This window comes from Micromonospora sp. C41 (assembly GCF_018070485.1).
GTDB lineage: Bacteria > Actinomycetota > Actinomycetes > Mycobacteriales > Micromonosporaceae > Micromonospora > Micromonospora chalcea.
The window spans coordinates 13351-30641 of sequence record NZ_JAGPXP010000005.1 but is presented as its reverse complement, the minus strand read 5'-3'; the positions used below and the strand labels follow the sequence as shown (position 1 = coordinate 30641).

The 17291-nt window shown below is 72.5% G+C and carries 12 protein-coding genes; 3 read left to right on the top strand and 9 right to left on the bottom strand.

Annotation, left to right across the window (positions count from 1 at the left end):
• Positions 1-4 precede the first annotated feature (4 nt).
• Entirely contained in the window at positions 5-415 is a 411-nt protein-coding gene (locus KBX43_RS07370; RefSeq protein ID WP_064448836.1) for a RidA family protein, read from the bottom strand.
• Between the two features lie 79 nt (positions 416-494).
• Here KBX43_RS07370 and KBX43_RS07365 point away from each other — a divergent pair, with 79 nt between their 5' ends.
• Positions 495-872, top strand: a complete 378-nt coding sequence (locus KBX43_RS07365; protein WP_166456754.1) for a helix-turn-helix domain-containing protein — start codon at positions 495-497, stop codon at positions 870-872.
• Between the two features lie 15 nt (positions 873-887).
• On the opposite strand, the gene KBX43_RS07360 is transcribed toward KBX43_RS07365, so the two are convergent.
• The 4 genes from KBX43_RS07360 to KBX43_RS07345 all read right to left on the bottom strand — a co-directional run bounded on the left by KBX43_RS07360 (position 888) and on the right by KBX43_RS07345 (position 4364).
• The gene (locus KBX43_RS07360; RefSeq protein ID WP_210883853.1) at positions 888-2180 is read right to left on the bottom strand and encodes a hemolysin family protein; all 1293 of its coding nucleotides are present in this window, start codon (positions 2178-2180) and stop codon (positions 888-890) included.
• Positions 2181-2268: 88 nt separating this feature from the next.
• A complete protein-coding gene (locus KBX43_RS07355) occupies positions 2269-3270 on the bottom strand; it encodes a P1 family peptidase (protein WP_084789675.1) in 1002 nt (333 codons plus the stop codon).
• A gap of 47 nt (positions 3271-3317) precedes the next feature.
• Positions 3318-3659, bottom strand: coding sequence for a DUF1330 domain-containing protein (locus tag KBX43_RS07350; protein WP_030499352.1), 342 nt, complete (start codon positions 3657-3659; stop codon positions 3318-3320).
• 96 nt (positions 3660-3755) lie between these two features.
• The gene (locus KBX43_RS07345; RefSeq protein ID WP_210883851.1) at positions 3756-4364 is read right to left on the bottom strand and encodes a class I SAM-dependent methyltransferase; all 609 of its coding nucleotides are present in this window, start codon (positions 4362-4364) and stop codon (positions 3756-3758) included.
• A 166-nt stretch (positions 4365-4530) separates the two neighbouring features.
• Between KBX43_RS07345 and KBX43_RS07340 the strand changes: the two genes are divergently transcribed.
• Positions 4531-7992, top strand: a complete 3462-nt coding sequence (locus KBX43_RS07340) for an NACHT domain-containing NTPase (protein WP_210883849.1) — start codon at positions 4531-4533, stop codon at positions 7990-7992.
• A gap of 41 nt (positions 7993-8033) precedes the next feature.
• Entirely contained in the window at positions 8034-8954 is a 921-nt protein-coding gene (locus KBX43_RS07335; RefSeq protein WP_064448831.1) for an alpha/beta fold hydrolase, read from the top strand.
• Here KBX43_RS07335 and fxsT read toward each other — a convergent pair.
• From fxsT to KBX43_RS07315, 4 genes are all read right to left on the bottom strand, one after another.
• Positions 8932-12867, bottom strand: a complete 3936-nt coding sequence (gene fxsT / locus KBX43_RS07330) for an FxSxx-COOH system tetratricopeptide repeat protein (protein ID WP_064448830.1) — start codon at positions 12865-12867, stop codon at positions 8932-8934. The two genes, KBX43_RS07335 and fxsT, sit on opposite strands and share 23 nt — an antisense overlap.
• On the bottom strand, positions 12864-14054 hold the full coding sequence (locus KBX43_RS07325) for a TIR-like protein FxsC (protein WP_064448829.1): 1191 nt from the start codon (positions 14052-14054) through the stop codon (positions 12864-12866). The genes fxsT and KBX43_RS07325 overlap by 4 nt, the downstream gene beginning before the upstream one ends.
• A gap of 129 nt (positions 14055-14183) precedes the next feature.
• Complete coding sequence (locus tag KBX43_RS07320; RefSeq protein ID WP_187692642.1) at positions 14184-14999, bottom strand: aminoglycoside N(3)-acetyltransferase; 816 nt, start codon at positions 14997-14999, stop codon at positions 14184-14186.
• Positions 14987-17290 (bottom strand): FxsB family cyclophane-forming radical SAM/SPASM peptide maturase, encoded by a 2304-nt coding sequence (locus KBX43_RS07315; protein WP_210883847.1) that lies wholly within the window; start codon positions 17288-17290, stop codon positions 14987-14989. Before KBX43_RS07315 ends, KBX43_RS07320 begins: the two co-directional genes overlap by 13 nt.
• Between the last annotated feature and the right edge of the window lies 1 nt (position 17291).

Here is a 17291-nt window from a genome sequence, read left to right as displayed (position 1 = left end):
CATCTCACTCCGCGACGGCGGTCGCCTCCAGCTCCACGAGTACGTCGGGCTCGAAGAGGGACTCGACGCCGATCAGCGACGCCGGCGGAAGCGGCTGGGGCAGCCCGAGTTCCTCGGCGACCGACTCGATGCCGGCCATGAACGGCCCGATCTTGTCCGGCGTCCAGCCGGTGACGTAGAAGGTCAGCCGGACCACGTCCTGGAACGAGGCGTCGGCGCCGGCGAGGGCGCGCCCGGTGTTGCGCAGCACCTGCGCGACCTGCCCACCGAGGTCGCCCGGTGCGACAGGGGTGCCGTCGCCCAGTCGCGCGACCTGGCCACTGACGTGGATGTGACGGGCGCCGGTGCCCACCGCCACGTGGTGGTACGGCGTGTGCGGCTGAAGACCGGCAGGGCTGAAGCGGGTGACGGACATCGTGTCTCCTCCATCGGGACCTAGGTGGTTTACCATTGATACCTAGTTGACGAAGGACACTTCAAGGAGACCTGGTTTCATGGGCGATACCGCAGGCGCTCGCGCCGACGAGCTGCGCATCGACGCCCCGCACCGCGAGCTGCTCGATCAGGTGCTGGACAAGTGGTCGCTGAGCGTCCTCAACGAGCTGTGCGAACGCCCTTGTCGCTTCAACGAGCTGCGCCGCGCGATCCCGGCGGTGACACAGAAGTCGCTCACGGCGACGCTGCGACGGCTCGAACGCAACGGCATCGTCGAACGCCACGTGGTGGCGACCCGGCCGGTCGCGGTCGAGTACCGGATCACGCGGCTGGGCAAGACCCTGCGTGCGCCGATCGACGTCCTGCTCGACTGGGCCGACGCGCACCTGCCCCAGATCGAGCAGGCCCGCCGGAGCTTCGACGCCGAGCCAGGCTGACGAGTACGGCCGGACTCAGGAGTCCGGCTCGTCGCGCGTCGGCGTCGTCCGCAGGCGTACCCGGGTGATGGCCCGGCCCGTCACCTCCGCCACCTCGGCGCTCAGGCCGGGCAGCTCGACCGTCTCGCCGGGGGCCTTCGGGATGTGGCCGAGATGCGCCAGGACCAGGCCGGCCACCGTCGTGTAGTCCCCGGCTTCGAGGGTGGCCTCGTCGAGGTCGATGCCCACGTCGACCAGGTCGTGCAGCGGGAACCCGCCGGGCATCAGCAGCGCGCCGTCCGCCTCCCGTACGACGGCCTGCACGTCCCGGTCGGTCTCGTCGTAGATCTCCCCGACGATCTCCTCGACCAGGTCCTCCATCGTGACGATGCCGTCGATGGACCCGCGCTCGTCGACCACGAGCGCGAACTGCTGCCGTTGGGCGCGCAGCTCCCGGATCGCCTCGGTCACCTTCAGCGTCTCCGGCAGGTACACCGCCGGGCTGGCGTGGTCGGCGACCGGCCCTTCCTGGTCGAGTAGGTCACGCATGTGCACCACGCCGACGGTGTCGTCCAGTCCGCCGCGACCCACGACCGGGGCGCGTGTCTGCCCCGACCTGCCCAGCTCGCGCAGCGCCTGCGGCGCGGACAGATCCGCCGACAACGTGACGACGTCGCGGCGCGGGACGAGGATCTCCCGCAGGATCCGCTCGGCCACCTCGAACGCGCCCGAGATGATCGTGCGGTGCTCCGGGGTGAGGTTGCGCTGCGCGGCGACCATGTCCCGCAGCTCCTCGGTGGTGACCTCCTCCCGGCGCGCCCGGGGGTCGCCGCCGGCCAGGCGTACGACGGCGTCGCTCGACCTGCTCAGGAGCCACACCGCCGGGCGGGAGAACGTCGACAGCGCGTCGATCGGGCGGGCCACCAGCAGCGCCCAGCCCTCGGCACGCTGCATCGCGATCCGCTTCGGCGCCAGCTCGCCGAGCACCAGCGTGACGAAGGTCAGGATGATGGTGACGACGACGACCGAGACCGGCTCGGCGGCCGACCCGAGGAATCCCAGCGGGCTCACCAGCGGCGCCGCGAGGGACACCGCGGCGGCGGCCGAGGCGAGGAAACCGGCCAGCGTGATGCCGATCTGAATGGTGGCCAGGAAGCGGTTCGGATCCCGCGCCAGCTTCGCCAGCACCCGGCCGCCCCGGGAGGTCCGCTCCAGGCGCTGCAGTTGGCTCTCCCGCAGCGACACCAACGCCATCTCGCTGCCCGCGAACACCGCGTTCACCAACACCAACACGAACACGAGCGTGACCTGCACGCCATAGCCGTCCACGGCCAGTTCGACGCCTCCTCGGCCGGACCCTCCGGCAGCGTCAACCGTAGCCACCGCGGCTGGGCGGGGCGGGCCGGGTTGCGAGCAATCAGCGCGTTTCCGCCGGTGATTCCGGAATCAGCCGGCCAGCCGCCGTCAGCCGCTCGAGCACGGCCCGGTGCGGAACCGCGTGACTGGTACGGCCACCCACGCCCGTGGTGGTGACCGCGGTGAACAGCGAGTTCAGCAGCGCCTCCTCGACCGCGTCCAGCACGGCCGCGAACACCGGGTCGATCTCCCCGTCCGGGATCGGCTGCTGATCCGACGTGGTGAACCCGATCGCGTAGTCGCCGCTGGTGCCGCTGAAGGACGCGCCGACCCGGGCCATGGCGAACACCGCCCGGCGGGCGACCCGCCCGAGCTGTCGCGCGTCCAGCGGTACGTCGGTGGCCACCACGATCATGCACGAGTTGCCGGGCGGCTCGGCCCGGTCGGCGGCGGGGACCAGTTCTTCGGCCGGCATCGGCACGCCGAGCACTCTGAGGACGCCGCCGAAGTTGGACTGGACCAGCGCGCCGACAGTCCCCGTACGGCCGGCGGCCCGCACGGTCCGGGACGAGGTGCCGATGCCGCCCTTGAAGCCCAGCGCGGTGGTGCCGGCGCCGGCACCGACGCAGCCCTCGGCGGGCGGCCCGTCGGTCGCCTGAGCGATGGCGGCCAGGACGTGGTCCTCGGTGATCGGGCGGCGGCGGATGTCGGACAGGTGCCCGTCGTTCGTCTCGCCGACCAGGGGGTTGAACGACACCCCGTCCGGCCGGCGCTCCATCAACCAGCCGAGCAGCGCGTCCGCCGCCCGGAACACCGACAGCGTCGCGGTCAGCACGACCGGGGATTCCAGTACGCCGAGTTCGTCCACCTGGGTCGAGCCGACGAGTTTCCCGTGCCCGTTGCCGGAGAACACCGCCGCCGGCAGAGTCCACCGTCCGGGGCCGAGCCCGCTCGGCACGATCGCTGTGACGCCGGTGTGCAGGTCGCCGCCGTCGTCCACGGTGGTGTGCCCCACCAGGACGCCGGGGACGTCGGTGATCGCGTTGTGGCGTCCGGTGGGCAGCGTTCCGACGACGACGCCGAGGTCACGGGCGCGCCGGCCGGTCCGGCTCAGGGCAGCGCCGCCCGGATCGCCTGCACGATGCCGGTCGGTGAGTAGTCGTCGGGGACGCCCTCGACCAGGATGATGTCGCCCTCGATGTGCCGGGAGCGCAGGGGCGCGATCTCCTGGTACGCGGGCGAGTCCCACCACGCGCGCGCCTCGGCGATCCCGGGGAAGCCGAGCATCACGACCGCGCCGGGCCAGGCGCCCTCCTTCACCTCGTGCGGCGTGGCGTGCACGAGGAAACGGCCGCCGTACGGGGCGAGGGTGGCCGGGAGACGCTCGATGTACTCGGCGATGTCCGGGTGCGGGGCGGCGTCCTGGAGGTGGGCGATGGCGTACGCGGGCATGGTGTCCTTCCGGCCGTCGAACTCCGAACGCCGATCCTGACACAGCGGACGGCAGACGTTCGCGCCCATTTTCCCGGCGCCGACGACGGCGCGCGCTCAGGCGCCGGACGCCACGGCCGCGATGGCGGCGTGCGGCCGGTGGGTCTCGTCGTACAGGCGTGTCAGGCGTTCGACCTCGGCGAACCCGGCCCGCCGCAGCCGCGCGGAGAACTCGTCCACCGGCCAGCGGTACGCGGTGGCGACCTTGTGGTCGAAGGCGCTCACCTCGTCACCGGCGAAGATGCCGACCACGAGCGGTCCACCCGGCACGATCGCGCGCCGGAACCCCGCCAGCACGGCGTCGAGATCCGGTGGCGGGAGGTGGATCAGCGAGTACCAGGCGAGGATGCCGTCGACGGAGTGGTCGGGGACGGCGAGGTCGTGCAGCGACCCGAGCCGGTACGCGCCGCCCGGATGGGTGGCCCGCGCGTGCGCGACGAACTCGGGAACCATGTCGATCCCGGTGGCGTCGACGCCCAGCGACCGGAGGTGGTCGGTGAGGTGCCCCGGTCCGCACCCGAGGTCGAGCACCGGGCCGGTCCGGCCGGCCAGGTGCCGCCCGATGAGGGCGAGGTCGTCCGGGTGCACCGCGGCGGTGCTGCCGAACAGTTCGATGTAGAGCTCCGCGAACGCCCCGTACGCCTGCCGTACCCGTGTGTCGTCCACCGCTCGACCATAGGGGTCCGACGCCTTGGCCGCATTTAGCAGATGAATGAGATGAATGAATGGAAAAGTCGTCGCAAAGCAGCCGCCCGGTGCGGAATCGATAGCTTTCCGTCACTGAAGTTTCTATCCTTGAAGAATCCCGATCGCCAGCAGCGGAAGGGGCGGCATGCCGCGCCGTTCGAGCCTCAGCTATCGAGATGCGTTGAAGCTGCTGGCCCCGGGCAGCACGCGCATCACCGAGACCGACAAGGTCGTCAGCGCGGGGATCCTCGGCGCCGGGGCGCTCACCCAGGGCGCGGCGCTCGCTCTGCTCGGCCCGAAGAACGCGCTCATGCAACTCGTCCGGGACGCCACCGGAAACCAGGCCGGCCGCATCCGCACGACCGGCGGAAAATCGTATTACAAGCTGCTGGAGGCCAGCCATACCGTGCTGGCGCTCTCCGCGTTCTTCGACGGTTTCCGGGACGAGGTCGGGCCGGGTTTCGACCGGCTGGAGCTGACCGACGCCGAAAAGGTGGGCATGGTGGCGGCCGACCGTCGCCAGCACACGCTGCCGAAGGAGATCGACGGCGGATACTTCCCGCTGCCGTCCTCGGTCCACGGCATGGACGACACCCGGCGCGACGTCGAGGCCGCCTACGTCAAGCTCTACGACGCCACCATCGCGTTCTGCGAGGGCCTCGCCGCCTGGCCGTCGGTGCGGCGTGGGCTCGACCTCACGTCGCTGCGGTCCCGGGTGGTGGGCCGGGCCATGTGGCACTACGAGGACCGTTTCGACCGGCTCGCCGCGGACCTCCCCGAGTTCGGGTTCCGGATGCTCCGGCAGGCGATCGAGCACAACCTGCTCGACAACCGGAACCTGACCACCGAGGTCTCGGCCCGGCTGGACGCGCTGGCGCAGCTGTACCGCAATCTCGCCGAGTTGTCCGGCCCGGCCCCGGCCGACCGCCCCGACCTGCTCCGGGAGTCACTCGACCGGCTCACCGGCTCGCTGGCCGCGGTGTTCCGGCAGCCGCTGCTGCGGATCAAGGACGTCGACTTCCACCTGCGTCTGCCCACGGTGGAGGAGGGGTTCATCAGCCCGGACTTCCGGGCCGCCGAGTACGGCAAGCACACGTCCCCGGAGCGTGATGCCTGGTGGGACGACCAGCCGCGCCGGGGCGACCTGGTCGGTTTCCTCTCCGAATACCTGACCGATCCGGCGAGCCTGCACCGTCCGCTGCTGCTCCTCGGTCAGCCGGGCGCCGGCAAGACGTTGCTGACCCGGGTCATCGCGGCCCGGCTGCCGGCGAGCCGGTTCACCGCGATAGTGGTGCCGCTGCGCCGGATGTCCGGGGACTCGTCGCCGACCGAACAGATCGAAGCAGCGATCGAGCAGATGATGGACGAGCGCATCCGCTGGGCGGACCTGCGCCGGGCCACCGAGCACACCACGGTGGTGGTGATCTTCGACGGGTTCGACGAACTCGTCCAGGTCACCGGCACCGCCCACTCCCAGTACATCGACCGGGTGGCCGAGTTCCAGGAGACCCAGTGGGACCTGGGCTACTCCGTCATCCCGATCATCACGTCCCGGATGCTGGTGATGGACCGCGCCAGCGTGCCGCAGGGCACCGCGCTGGTGCGGCTGGAAGACCTGACCGACGCCCAGGTGACGGCCTGGTTGGCCGCCGTCAACGCGGCAAACGAGGACCGGCCCGGCTACCGTCGGCTCTCCGCCCGCGAGCTGCTGTGGCACGGCGAGCTGGCCCGCCAGCCCTTGCTGCTCACACTGCTCGCCATCTACTACAACGAGCACTGGGCCGACCGCCGTCCCGGCGCCATGTCATCGTCCGACCTGTTCACCGGCCTGCTCACCGCGTTCATCAGACGGCAGGTGAGCGAGAAGGCGCCGACCGCCCTCCCGACGCACGAGCGGGAGGCCCGCGAACACCAACTGCGGCGCGATCTCGCGATCACCGCGTTCGCCATGTTCAACCGCAACCGGGAACTGGTGAACCGGGCCGCGCTCCGCGCCGACCTCGACTGTTTCGGGCCCGGGGCCGGCGACGGCTCCCGGTTCGAACTCGGCGACGTGCTCGGCCCGGAGCAACTGGTCACCGCCGCCTTCTTCGTCGTGTACGGCCCGGACGACGTGCAGGGCGAGGACGCCCGGCGCACGTACGAGTTCCTGCACACCACCATCGGCGACTTCCTGATCGCCGAGTACGTCATCGGGGCGCTGCGGAGTCTGGCCGAGCTGCGGCGGCGCACCCTCAGCCCGGCCGGGTTCGGCTATCAGCTGGACACCGGCCAGTTCCGGGCGCTTCTCTCGCACCAGCCGCTGGTCAAGCGGGAGGCGGTGGTGGGCTTCGCGCGGGAACTCGCCTTCCGGCACCCACGGGACCGGGACGCGATCGTGGAGACGGTCGCCGGACTGCTGGCCGAGGCCCGGCAGCGGACCAACCTGGCCGGTGTGGACGGCTACCGGCCCGCGCCGTACGACCCGGTGCGGTTGCTCGCCGCGTACACCGCGAACCTGGTCGCGCTGGCCGCGCTCGTGTCACCGGACGGGGTGCGCCACAGCGACCTGATGGACGACGAGACCTGGGTGTCCACGGTGCGGCTGTGGCGGGCGGGCCTGGACGAGAAGGGCCAGCTCGCGATGATCAGTTGGCTGCGCCGGGACGCCGACGGCCGGATCGTCGCCGGGCTGCGGCGGGAACGGCGGGGGGAGAAGGTGAACGTGGCGGCCGAGGAGGCCCGGCTGCTCGGCGACGTCACCACCTACGGCCAGTTGCAGGCCGGCGCGCGGACGTGGCGCGGCCAGGCGCCGACCAGCTTCGAGGCGGGCCGGTTCCACGCCGACCTGGTGGAGCTGGCCACCCGCCGCTGGCCGGTGCCGTCACTGCACCAGCTGATCCTGTACGACGAGCGCAGCTACCGGCGACTGTGGGCGCGTGCCGTCGAGTTCCCGGAGGCGGTGTCCAGCACGAGCGCCACGGTCCTGCTGGAATGCCTCGCCGAGGACGGCGCGCAGTTGCCACGCGAGGTGGTGTGCGGGCTGACCCGGGTGGCGCTGAGCCGCTTGCCCAGCTCACCGACAGCGCCGCCGGAGCTGATCATCTCGTGTCCGTACCTGATCGACGAGTTCCCCGAGCTGGTCGACTCGCTCGGCACGACCGACGACCACGCGGTCCTGCACGCGCTCATCCTGCGGCACGGGCTCGACCGGCTGCCGCAGCGGTACGTGGCCCGGGTGCGGGAGGTGCTCACCGACATCGAGGGGCGGCTCGCGGAGCTGCCGCTGGAGGACGGCGTGGTCTCGGCCGAGATGGCCGAGCAGTTCGCGGCCGCGCGGGTCGACAACCGCACCGCGCTGTGGCTGCTCATGGCGTTGACCGAGTACGGCGACCTGGCCTGGCGGAAGATACCGCCCCGGACGATGGCCGAGCTGCTGGCGCACCGGCTGCCGGACGAGTTCCTCGACGAGGCGAGCCTGTGCCGGCTGCTCGTGGACTACCTGCGGGCGCACGACCGGGCGCCGGCCGAGGTCTCGCTGGTGTCCGCCCTCGACACGCTGCGCGTCCTCGCAGCGACCGACCAGCCCGACCAGCCCGACCAGGTCCCGGCCGCCGAGGCGGTCTGACCACGCCACCCGTACCGCCACCACCCGTTCGGAGGCCCCGATTGGCACACTCGCCCCGGCATCGAGAGCACATCGTCCGAACAGGAAGGAGGGATCTGGCGGTCGACATCGCCGGGGCGGAACGCGGCTGGCCCGTGTTCCTGATGCACGGCACACCCGGCAGCCGGAACGGTCCACGACCACGCTCGATCGTGCTCCACCGCCTCGGCGTACGCCTGATCTCCTACGACCGGCCGGGTTATGGCGGTTCCAGCCGGCTGCCCGGCCGCCGGGTCGCGGACGCCGCCGCCGACGTCGCGGCCATCGCCGACGACCTGGGCCTGGACGGGTTCTCGGTGGTCGGCCGGTCCGGCGGCGGCCCGCACGCCCTGGCCTGCGCCGCGCTGCTGCCGGAGCGGGTACGGCGTACCGCCGTCCTGGTCGGTCTCGCCCCGGCGGGGGCGGCCGGGCTGGACTGGTTCGGCGGCATGACCGATGCCAACGTCCGTGACTACGGTGCCGCCGAGCGCGCCGTGCCGGTGCTCGCCGAGCAGTTGCGGCTGCGGGCCGAGCGCACGATGGACGATCCGGGCTCGCTGCTCGCGCTGCTGGTCGAGCAGATGACCGAGGCCGACCGCCGGGTGGTGGCCGGGGTGCCGATCCGCCGACAGCTCACCGACGCCTACGCCGAGGCGCTGCGCCAGGGGCCGGACGGCTGGATCGACGACGTGCTGGCACTGCGCGCCGACTGGGGCGTCACGCTGGCCGAGATCCGGATGCCGGTCCGGCTCTGGCACGGCGCCGACGACAACTTCGCCCCGGCCAGCCACACCCGGTGGCTGGCCGAGCAGATCCCCGGCGCGCAACTGCACGTGCAGCCGCGCAGCGCGCACTTCGGCGCGGTCGAGGTGCTGCCGGAGATCCTCGCCTGGCTGGCCGACCCGGTGGAGCGGGCCACCGTCAGATCGGATGCGGGTCGATGATGCGCCGCTGCAACCGGCTCTCCCGGACGGCCTCGACGGCCGGGTGGTTCTCGCCCAGCCGGTAGGTCAGCTCACGGGTGACCGCCTCCAGCTCCGCGCGCCGGCCGCTCTCCACCCGCTCCTGCATCACCACCAGGTTCGCCTGGCAGCGCAGCGTGTTCGTGTGGTCGCGGCCGAGGATCCGGACCAACCCGTCGTACGCGCGCCGCAGCAGGCTCAGCGCCTCCACGTCGGCTGCCTCCCGACCTTCCGGCGGGTCGGGCTGTTCGGCGATGCAGATGCCCTGGTTCATCCAGCCGGAGAGCGGGTACGGGTGCCCGCTGCCCAGCACGCCGGCGAGCGCGTCGGCGGACCGGCCGGCGAGCTGCCGGGCCTCGGCGAAGTCCCCGGCGCGGCGGGCCACCATGGCGAGGTTGACCATGCAGACCAGCGTCAGCGGGTGCGCCGGGCCGAGGTTGCGCTGGTAGATGCGGTGCACCTCGGTCAGTTCCCGGCTGGCGCGCTGGAACAGGTCGACGGTGAGCAGGTTGATCGACAGGCTCAGCCGGCAGGTGAGCGTCTCCGGGTTGTCCGGCCCGAACCGCTCGTTCAGCAGCTCGTAGGCGGCTTCGAGGAGCTTGCCCGCCTCGACCGCGTGCCCGGCCGCGCGCAGCGACACCGCCAGGTTCGTCTGCGTCCGCAGGGTGATCAGGTGTTCGGCTCCGGCCGTGTTCAGCAGTTCCCGGTGGACGCTGCGCAGGCGGGTGACCGACTGCTCGAAGTCGCCGGCGTCGCGCATGTCGATGCCGACGTACGCGGAGGAGGCGAGCGTGTCCGGGTGGTTCTCCCCGAGGATCGCGCGGCGCCCGGCCAGCACCATCTCGTCGTTCTTGCGGGCCTCCCGGAAGTCGCCCATCAGGCGCTGGGTGCTGGCGAGGTTGTTGAGCGCGGCGAGCGTACGCGGGTGCTCCTCGGTGAAGTTCCGCTTCCACGCGTTGAACGTGATCTCGTCGAGGCGCAGCGCCTCGTTGTACATGCCCATGCCGCGCAGGTCGCGGGCGAGCCCGCCGGCGGTCATCAGCGTGTGCGGGTGGTCCTCGCCGAGCAGTTCCCGTTGGGCTGCCAGCACCTCCTCGTCCAGCGCCCGGGACTCGGTGAACTGGCCGAGGAAGGCGAGGATGTTGGCGAGGTTGAACTGGAGGTGCAGCAACTGCCGGCGCAGGTCGTCGCGAGCCCGCGGGTCGGTCTCCTCGGCGAGCATCTGCTCCCAGGTCTGCGCGACCTCCTGCCCGAGCCGCCGGCCGGTCTCCAGGTCGCCGCGCAACTGGAGGTAGCGGACCCGGTCGATCATCAGCGCCCGCACCTCAACCTTGCTGCTCAGCGGCGCCTTGGACGCCTCCAGGTGCGGCCAGATGACCCGGAACCGCGGCCACCCGTCGGGGTCGTCCACCTCGCCCTCGGGCCGGGCGGCGGCGAGCACGAGGTGGACCTGCCGGCGGGCCTCGTCGAGTTCCGCCTCCGTCATCCGGGACCGGACGGCGTGCTGGAGCAGGCGGTGCATGAGCACCAGGCCGCCCCGGCCCCGCTCACCGCCCGCCGGGTTCTCGGCCCGCAGGTCGACCCGCACCAGGGCGAGCCGGTTGGCCTGCTGCACCAGTTGCTGGCGGACCAGCCGCTCCTTGGCCTGCGGGTGGAACGGCACCAGCGCTTCGGCGAACTCGTCGCTGTAGACCAGGTCGGCGGAGATCTCCGGCGCGAACACCGAGCAGAGTTGCAGCACCCGGTAGGCCGCCGGGTTGCGGGTGCGCAGGTGGTTGAGCGACAGCTCCCAGGTGGCCTCCACCGAGACGTTGCTGTTCGGCTCCATCACCGCGCCCGGACCGAACTTGGCGATCTCGGTGAGGTAGCTGTCGACGGAGTGGCCGGTGTCGGCGAGCCAGGCCGCGGCGGCGGTGACAGCGATCGGCAGGTCGCCGAGCAGGGCGGCGATCCGGTCGGCCTGGTCGACGCGCATGTTCGGCACCCGCTCGGTGAGGTGCTGGATGCTCTCCGCGCGCTTGAACACGTCGACCTGGACGGTGGTGGCCCGCTCGACCCACTGGAGGTTCCGGGACGTGATCAGGACGTGGCCCTTGCCGTCCGGCACGTACGGCAGCACGCCCTCGATCTCGTCCGCGTTGTCCATGATCAGCAACCAGCGCAGGTCGGTGCGGCGCAGCGCCTGGAGCACCAGCCGGGCGTTCTCCCGGTTCGATTCCGACGACGGCACGCCCAGGTAGGGCGCGAGGTCACCGATGGCCGACTCGATGAACGGCACCTGGTCGGCGTCGATCCACCACACCATGTCGTACGCGGCGCGGTAACGGTGGGCGTACTCCAGCGCGAGCTGGCTCTTGCCGATGCCGCCCATGCCCTGCAACGCCACCGGCCCGGTGCCGGAGAGCACCACCTTCGGGCTGCTGCGCAGCAGCGTCCGCAGCTCGCGCAGGTCCGCCTCGCGGCCGGTGAAGCGCTTGTTGCGGCCCGGCACCTCGAACACGGTGTTGTCCCGGCCGGGGAACCGGGGACCGGTGGGCAGCTCCAGGTCGGCCGGCACCCCCTCGCGGCCGACCAGGCGCAGGATCCGCGCGGCGGCGGTCCGCGCCTCCAGGCCGGCCACCGAGACGGTGTGCGCCGCGGGCACGTTCGCCAGGCGCCGTACGTCCGCCACGTAGACGACGAGCGGCACCTGGTCGGGCGAGCGGTCCGGCGCGGCGAGCACCGCCTCCTCGTTGGCGTTGGACTCGGAGACGATGATCAGCTCCCGGGCGGTCCGGGGCACCTCGTCGTCGGTGAACCACGGGTCGGTCACCCGGACGTCGGCCGAGACCAGCAGGTGGCCGATCCACTCCGCCCACACCCGGTCGTACGGGGCGTGCCGGAGCACGATCTCGCTCTCCACCGACGTGGAGGTACGGGTGAACCGGGCGTTCACCCGCTCGCGTACCGCGCTGCTCATCGGCGGCAGCGACTCCACCTCGCCCCGGGTGATCTCCCGGGCCAGCACCTCGTACGCGGACAGCAGCGACCCGTTGACGCCTGGTTGGTCGGCGAACGTGGCGAGCAGCTCCTCGTACGCATAGAACGCCTGGTAGGGCACCTGCATCCGGGCCCAGTACCGGTCCCGGTCGGCCTCGCTCATCCCGCTCGGCAGCCCGCTGAAGCGCTGCCGGGCCACCGCCCGACCGGTGTCCGCCTTGACCTTCTCCGCCGGGTCGATCCGCATCGGCACGGGCAGCACCCGGATCCGCCGCGACCCGTAGCGGTGCTCGACCAGCCGCGCCACCTTCGCCGCGCCGGTGATGCCCTGCTCGCTGAGGGTGAAGCAGGTGACCAGCACGTCCGGCAGTTGGATGGTGCAGATGTCGGCGACGTCGGAGAACCCGGTGCGGCTGTCGATGAGCACGTAGTCGTAGTTGCGTTTCATGTCGGCGCGCAGCGCGTCGAAGAAGTAGCCGCCGCCCTGCCGCTCGTAGAACTCGTCCCAGTTCATCCCGGCGAGCGCGCCCGCGTAGTCGTTGTTCTGCTGGCCGGCGCCGAGGAAGTCCAGCGTCCCGTCACCGGGGAAGTTGGACCAGTTCAGCGAGAACGAATACTTGTGCACGCGGGCGTACTGCTCGTGCCAGCGGTCGTCGCCCTTGTCCTGCTTGGTGGTGGTCGCCCACTCGTACTCGCGGATCAGGTCGATCACCCCGCCGGTGCTCTCCAGCGCGTCCCGGTCGATGAACGGCGCGAAGAAGCGCGACAGGCCGGGGGACTCCAGGTCCCAGTCGACGGCGAGCACCCGCTTGCCGTTGGCGGCGAGGATCCAGGCGACGTTGGCCAGCGCCATCGTCCGGCCGGTGCCGCCCTTGTAGGAGTAGAAGGTGACGACCTGTCCCTCGCGTCGGGTCATGTGTCCACTCCCTCGTCGGGCGGCGGGTTCTCCCAGAGCCGGGGTTTGCTGATCGGCCGTCCTGGCGGCGGGTAGGCCGGTCTCGCCTCCAGGTAGCGGCGGCGCATCCGGTCGACCAGGCCGTGGATCCCGGCCCGCCAGTCGTCGTACGTGGTGATCGCCAGGGGGCGTGCCGCGGCCGGGAAGATCGCGATGGCCCGGTCGAGCAGCACCGTCGCCTGGGAGCGACGGCCGGGTGCCGGGTCCTCGATGATGACCACGACGCCCACCCAGCGGTGCAGCGAGGCGGCGGCCGCGCGGACGGCCTCCGCACCGTCCGGCGTCTCGACCACCCGAGGATCGATCATGAGTACGCCCGGGCAGCCCCGGAACAGCCCGGCATCGGGTACGAAGTCGCGGACGTCGATCGGCATCCGCAGCCGCTGCACCGCGTCGGTCACGTCGTCGACCACGGGAGGCCGGCCGTGGAACGGGCGCCACCGGCCGGCGTGCGTGTCGGATCGTCCGTTGAGCCGGCCCGGCTCGTGCGGTTGCTCGGGCGCGATCACCACCGCCCGGAACGGCACCTCGCTGGTCGGCGACGACGGCAGGTCGGTCGGGCCGGTCGGCGGCTCGGCCGCCTGCAGCGGGGTCTGCTCGGCGGTGTCGACGATGTGCTGCGCGAGCCGGCCCAGCACCTCCTTGTAGGCGTGCTGGAACTTCTGCAGCCGGCAGAGCGCGCTCATGCCGTTCGCCGCGTACGCGTCCACGTCGGCGGCCATCGCCACCGCCCGGGCCTGGTCCGGCGCGTGCACGGCGGCGGGCGACGGGATCCACAGGACCGGCAGGATGTTGTCGCCGTCGGGCGGGCGGCCGGCCCGGATCAGCCGTTGCCGGAACCACTCCCGTTCCCGGCGCGAGTCGTCCCGGTTGAGATAGTCCGGCGAGTACAGCGGCACGAACACCTCGGCCTCGGCGAGCGCGGTGCGTTTTCGTTCCGTCCGGTCCTCCGGCGGCCGCACGATGAAGTCGGCGAAACCCTGCCGGCGTAACCGGTCGCCGGGCCGGCCGTCGATGGCCAGGTTGAGATCGTGGTAGAAGCGGCGGACCCAGTGGTCGCCCGGGGTGCGGTCGTTGTGCGTCGGCGGGGGGACGTAGCTGAGGAAGAAATAGGGCGGGCCCGGCAGCGCGGGCCGCTCAGAGGTCACGGCGACACGACCGTTCCACGGGTAGTGCGCCTGACCCCCAACCGTCAATGATCACGCGCTGCTCCCCGGTCGACACGATACGGCGTCTATCGATCAGGGTAGAGAGGTTGCGCTCGGGTTGCCAGGCCCTCACCGTCCGATGTGGGCGTCCATCCACGCGACCGTGGCGCGTACCGCCGCGGCCATCGGCAGCAGCCGTGCCGGGGCGCTCCCGACCGTGCCGCGCCGGGTGAACGGTTCCCTGTCGAGTTCCACTCCGACCTCGGCGAACGGGCTCGCGTCGAGGTGCGGCGCCTCGAAGTCCAGCCGTTCCCGGCGGCCGTCGCGCAGCACGTAGCAGCGGTACGGACGCCGCTGCGGCGGGCGGCGCAACCGGTACTCGGCGAGGTGCAACGCGGTACATGTCGAATAGCCGACACCGAGCAGCAGGGTCCAGGCCCCGGCGGCCTCCAGCGCGGCCAGCGGCGAGCGCTCGCCGAGATGCGAGTCCAGGTCGTGGACGCGCATCAGCTCCTCCGCCCGGGGGCCCCAGGCGCTGAACGACGTCTGCGGGTGCGGGCTGCGTACCGCGCCGGGCAACCGGCGTACGTGCTCGGCGAACGCGCCCACGCCGAACGACGGCGTGACGGCCGGGTCGAAGCCGGGCATCCGGTCCTCGTACGCCCGGCGTTCCTCGTCGGTGAGTCCGGCGGTCGCGGCGTGGTACGCGGGGCTGCTCACCGAGTTGTCGGGGGTCTGCGCCGGGACGACGACGGTGCCGGACGGCCCGACGACGGCCCGCAGCGCGTCGGCCAGCGTGGCCGGCCCGCCGGCCACCGGCCCGAGGGCACGCAGGGAGCAGTGCACGAGCACCACGTCACCGCTGCCGAGCCCGAGTGCCCGCAGGTCGGCGGCGAGCGTGTCGACCCGGTGCGCGGGCGGGACGGCGGTGGTCACGACGGCCATCCGGACATCGAGCGGGCCACCTGCCGGACCAGCCGTGAGCCGGCCGGGGTGAGCGCGTCCGCCCGTTGCAGCGCACCGATCGCCTCGGCCGTCCAGTCCCGGTACTGCCGGTAGACCGCCTGCGCGCCGTCGACCTGGCGGTCCGCCCGGACGCGCCAGATGTCGGCCACCGCCGCGTGCGCGTAGATGCCGTGCAGGACGGCCTCCGCCGGCCGCGGGTCGGGCCGCCAGCCCACAGTGATGTCGATCGGCCCGGTGCCGTCGACCAGGTCGCAGACGTCCAGCAGCGCGTTCATCTTGCTGTGCTGGAACTCGTGCACGAGCAGCACCGCCAGCGACCCGGCGTCGGTCTCCGTGGCCGCGACACCGCCGAACGCCTGCCGGGCGGTCGACGCCTCGCTGACCCCGTCGCCGCTGCGTCGCAACGGCACCACCGCCCGCAGCCCGGTACGCAGTTCCTCGGCGTGGCCCGGCACCTCGTCCCGGATCACCTGCCACGCCGCCGCGAACGTCTCCGCCCAGCGCACGGCGCCCGCGTCGTCGAGCCGGTCATCGGCGGGCAGCCGGTGGCAGTCGCGGTGCGGGTCGCCGTCCTCCAGCAGCACCGACACGTCCGGTGCGACGAGACGGCGGGTCGGCCACCAGCGGGGCCCGCCCGCCGCGCCCGGACTCACGGCCACCGTCACGTCCCCGGCCCGCACCCGCAGCGAGCCCGGGCCGGTCTCGACCCGTGCGGTGCCGTCACCCACCTCGGGCAGCAGCACCGTGCCGACCGTCGGCAGGTGCAGGCGGCCGGATCGCACCGGCACGTCGAGGCGTACCGGAACGCCTGCGTCGAGCGCGGCGGCGGCGGCGAGCGCGCTCAGATAGCCCGGCCCCTGGCGGGCACCGGTGCCGGTGCCGGCGAGGCAGTCGACAGCCCACGCGCGCACGTACGGATGGGCCGCGATCCGGGCCACTGATTCCGGCGCGCTGCGGTCGAGCGCGGTCAGCGCCTCCCAGCCGTCGGCTCCGGCCCCGCCGGCCGGCAGGCGGTCGGCCACCTCGGCGAGCAGCGCGCGGACGATGGCGATCTGTGCCTCGACGAGCCGGCCGATGGCGACCCGGTCGCCGGTCGGCGCCGCGAGGCGGTCGATGAAGTCGTCGGGCAGGCCGGCGTCGAGCCGGACGGGTTCCGGTGGGTTCTCGTTCACGTGCACGATCAGCTCTTTCAGATCGGCGCAGTAGACACTCGGATGGTCGAAGTGCCCGGCGCCGTACCGGTGGGCGAAGAGTCCGCCGCCGCACTGGTCGACCACCGGGCAACGCCGGCACTCGTCGCTGAGACCGGCCCGGCCGGAGCGGCGGCGGGCCAGGAGCGGGCTGGCCGCCACGTCATCGGCCGCGTGCGAGAAGACGGTCATGCCGGTGGCCGGCGCGCCGTCGTACGCGGTCTTGAGCGAGTCCGCCTGCTCCCACTCGCCGTCCGTCTCGATCACCGCCAGGTCGACCGGGTCGAGGCCCAGCCATTCGGTGCCGCTGGGCCCGCCGCGGGCGGTGGACAGGAGCGAGTCGAACAGGCGCACCGGGACGGGTCGGCCGCCCGCGCGCCAGCGGTCGTGGACGGCGCGCAGCCAGCGGGCGTACGCGGTGTCCCCGGCGGCCGGCCGCCACGGCGGGTCGTCCCAGGTGGCGTGCGGGAGCAGGAAGTCGATCCGCGAGGGCTCCTGGGCGAGCAGGGCCTCGTACACAGCGATCGGGTCGTTGCGCACGTCCACCGTGCAGAGCAGGCCGGACCAGAGCCGCCGGTACGCCGGGCGGCGCAGCAGGGCGAGCGCGCGCAGCACCTGGTCATAGCTGCTCGCGCCGGACCGGTAGATCCGGTGCCTGTCGTTGGCGGCCCGGTCGCCGTCGAGCGATACGCCGACCGCCACGTCGTGTTCGGCGAGTACGTCGCAGAACCGCTCGGAGAGCAGCACGCCGTTTGTCTGCATGCCGATCCGGAGCCGGGTGACCGGCCCGATGACGCGCCGCAGTTCGGCGAGCACCTGGCCCAGCCCGTCGGGGCCGAGCAGCAGCGGCTCCCCGCCGTGCAGGACGACTGTGACGTCCGGCAGCCCGTGGGCCGCCGCGTGCTCGGCGATCCGTCCGGCCGCGGCCCGGAGCACGTCCGGCGTCATCCGTACCGGGCGGCGGCGCCAGCTCTGGTCGGCGTGTTCGTAGACGTAGCAGTGGTCGCACGCCAGGTCACACCTGGCGTGCACCTTGAGGACGAACTCGGTGAGCGCCGCGCGGGCGGGCCCCGGGGCCATC

What these genes read in the sequence shown, in the direction of transcription:
- KBX43_RS07365 (WP_166456754.1), top strand. Translation starts at nt 495, where the DNA reads ATGGGCGATACCGCAGGCGCTCGCGCCGACGAGCTGCGCATCGACGCC.
- KBX43_RS07315 (WP_210883847.1), bottom strand. Translation starts at nt 17,290, where the DNA reads ATGGCCCCGGGGCCCGCCCGCGCGGCGCTCACCGAGTTCGTCCTCAAG.
- KBX43_RS07350 (WP_030499352.1), bottom strand. Translation starts at nt 3,659, where the DNA reads ATGCCCGCGTACGCCATCGCCCACCTCCAGGACGCCGCCCCGCACCCG.
- KBX43_RS07370 (WP_064448836.1), bottom strand. Translation starts at nt 415, where the DNA reads ATGTCCGTCACCCGCTTCAGCCCTGCCGGTCTTCAGCCGCACACGCCG.
- KBX43_RS07320 (WP_187692642.1), bottom strand. Translation starts at nt 14,999, where the DNA reads ATGGCCGTCGTGACCACCGCCGTCCCGCCCGCGCACCGGGTCGACACG.
- fxsT (WP_064448830.1), bottom strand. Translation starts at nt 12,867, where the DNA reads ATGACCCGACGCGAGGGACAGGTCGTCACCTTCTACTCCTACAAGGGC.
- KBX43_RS07340 (WP_210883849.1), top strand. Translation starts at nt 4,531, where the DNA reads ATGCCGCGCCGTTCGAGCCTCAGCTATCGAGATGCGTTGAAGCTGCTG.